Source organism: Legionella santicrucis, from assembly GCF_001468135.1.
GTDB lineage: Bacteria > Pseudomonadota > Gammaproteobacteria > Legionellales > Legionellaceae > Legionella > Legionella santicrucis.
The window spans coordinates 4,853-7,137 of the sequence record NZ_LNYU01000061.1; the positions used below are offsets into that span (position 1 = coordinate 4,853).

The following is a 2,285-nucleotide window of genomic DNA, read 5'->3' on the forward strand; positions in this document are numbered from 1 at the left end:
GGTTTTGCGAACGTTGCTCTATATTATGTTTTGTTAACTTCAGATCATAGATAAATAAATCAACGTAAAATTCACCATAAGAAGGTAGTTAATAAACCAAGCAAATTAAAATTAATTCGTATTGAATCAATGAAGAATATTAGCTAGTTATTAAATCCAGCTACTTTTAGGGTCTGGAAGAACTGTTAATAAGTAGGCCTTTTGTTATAAGGTGTTGTGTATCAAAAACTATGCTAATGTGCTTTAAAGATCCGACTCTAAATACATAAGGTTTCGAACTTAAGGACTTAACATTCCTATAAATTGCAATTCTTAACTCTTGTTGCCATTTATAAGAATCCAATTTTCTAAAAAAACCTAATCGACCATTATAATTAGCGGAGACATAATCTATATGACGGAAATAAAAAGGCTCATTAGGAATTTGAATAATTTTCTTTTTACTTTCAAATCCTTTTTTAATTTTTAAAAAAAATTTTGGTACATCATAAATAATTACTGCTTTATCTCCGAAGGTTGAAAATCTCGAATCTAATAAAAACTGATTATTTCCTTCTGATAAATTTTCTAAAGAAAATCCACTCATAGAGAATAAATTTGTATTTTCTATGTAATTATTATGAAAATTTGCTCTACCAATCAATCCACCTATGGGGATAAAAATGCCATTTTTATCTTTGATTTGTAAGGAAATATCTTCACTTCTATAGCTAGCGTCAATTCCTTCGAGTACATCACCTCGTATTGTTTTTTCTTCTAAACGTCTAAAGTATTCAAATGGTTTCATATATAAATTACCATTTAAGATACCTTCTACGTATTCTGCATTACATACCTTAATTAATATACGAACATCAATAGGATCCTCAGGATAAACGTTCATACTCAAGGGAGCTAGATTAGACATAGAATCTCGTATTAAATTAATATTTCTTATTTATGATTAACTTAGCAACTATTTCTTAATCATAGTATAAACACATGAATTTTACTTATCTAACACCTCTATTAAATTGTTTTTAACCCCAGTAGATGCTGCCTATTAACAATTTAATACAGAAAAAAAATGTGTTTGTGGGACTAATTTGTCATTTGAGACCTATCATTTTTCCGCCACTACTCTAGCTTCATACCAATCCCAAAGCTCCTCAAGACTATCTGTTTTTGGAGGCACATAGCTAGGGATAAACTCACCATTAAATTTCTCAGCAACGTAGGCCTCTCCAGAGCGCCTCGGATGTCTTAAAGCAAAGCAATCAAAGATATCTTCATAAACACGACTATGATGGGAAAATATAAATTCCCTCCAATTGGATTTTATCGATTCTTTATCGCAGCCTTTTCTATCAATAATTTCAACTAAATCAAACGGCTGTTTCTCATTTTGTTCACGCCATCCATTAAATATTTTTTCTTTGGCTGAAATATCCGATTTGGGAGCACTATATCCATATATTGATAAAAGATAAGAATCTTTAAGAAAAAACTGTAAAGTTGACCATTGGGTATTTATATAACGATCTTCATCGTAGTTTTTCTTTTGGATGGGATACAACAAATTGCTAGGTAGCAGTTTCTCATTGCAATTTGGACAAAAACATCCTTTTCTAGAAGCTAGTAAACAAGTATTACAATAATATGATTCTACATTTCCATGTAGAAAAAGAATCCTGGGGAGTTTATTTTTATACTTTTTATCATTACGAAGATAAGCTTGAACTAAGAAAGGGTCCCAGTTGAATGTTGCCAAAACATCTTTTGGTCTAAGAGATAACAGCAAATAGTCATAAATGCAGACTTCATCTTTTATTCTCAAATCTGAAAAGTATTCCTTTATTTTGATTTCTATTTTTTCTTTTTGCTCCTTGTATTTTTCAATTTGGCATAATTTGGAATAAATAATTTCAAAGTCATTTTCAGTAGAAAACTCAGTTGGTACTAAATCAGCAATACCTAGTATATTAATAAAATTTTGCATTGAGGGAAGAGTTTTTTTATTTTTATCCCCTTCAGGAAATGAAGCGATACTGACCCCAGCCCCAAGAATAAAAACATGAGCTTTCTCCACAGTGACTTCAAGTATTTCATTAAATTCATTCATAAAAAACTACCTACTGATTAATGTATTTGTACAGTGTAGTCTTTCCTACACCTACCATCTTACAAATTGATAGTATTGAATGCTTTTTATTAGCATCTCATGTTACGCACGGGACTTGCTGGCTGACTAAAAAGCATTAGAATTCCGCTCTTAATTTTAGGGAGGGAATCCAATGGATATGCTT

The 2,285-nt window shown here is 30.8% G+C and carries 2 protein-coding genes and 1 pseudogene; all 3 read right to left on the reverse strand.

The features are described from left to right. Window positions 1–166 precede the first annotated feature (166 nt). Window positions 167–907: a hypothetical protein gene (locus Lsan_RS12430; protein WP_058514560.1), complete on the reverse strand. Its 741-nt coding sequence runs from the start codon at window positions 905–907 to the stop codon at window positions 167–169. Between the two features lie 195 nt (window positions 908–1,102). Continuing rightward, window positions 1,103–2,101 carry an SIR2 family protein gene (locus tag Lsan_RS12435; protein WP_058514561.1) on the reverse strand — a complete coding sequence of 333 codons (999 nt, stop codon included), beginning with the start codon at window positions 2,099–2,101 and terminating at the stop codon, window positions 1,103–1,105. Between the two features lie 10 nt (window positions 2,102–2,111). Continuing rightward, a pseudogene (locus tag Lsan_RS23565) lies at window positions 2,112–2,183 on the reverse strand (recombinase family protein); the annotation flags it as partial. Window positions 2,184–2,285 lie beyond the last annotated feature (102 nt).

What these genes read in the sequence shown, in the direction of transcription:
- Lsan_RS12430 (WP_058514560.1), bottom strand. Translation starts at nt 907, where the DNA reads ATGTCTAATCTAGCTCCCTTGAGTATGAACGTTTATCCTGAGGATCCT.
- Lsan_RS12435 (WP_058514561.1), bottom strand. Translation starts at nt 2,101, where the DNA reads ATGAATGAATTTAATGAAATACTTGAAGTCACTGTGGAGAAAGCTCAT.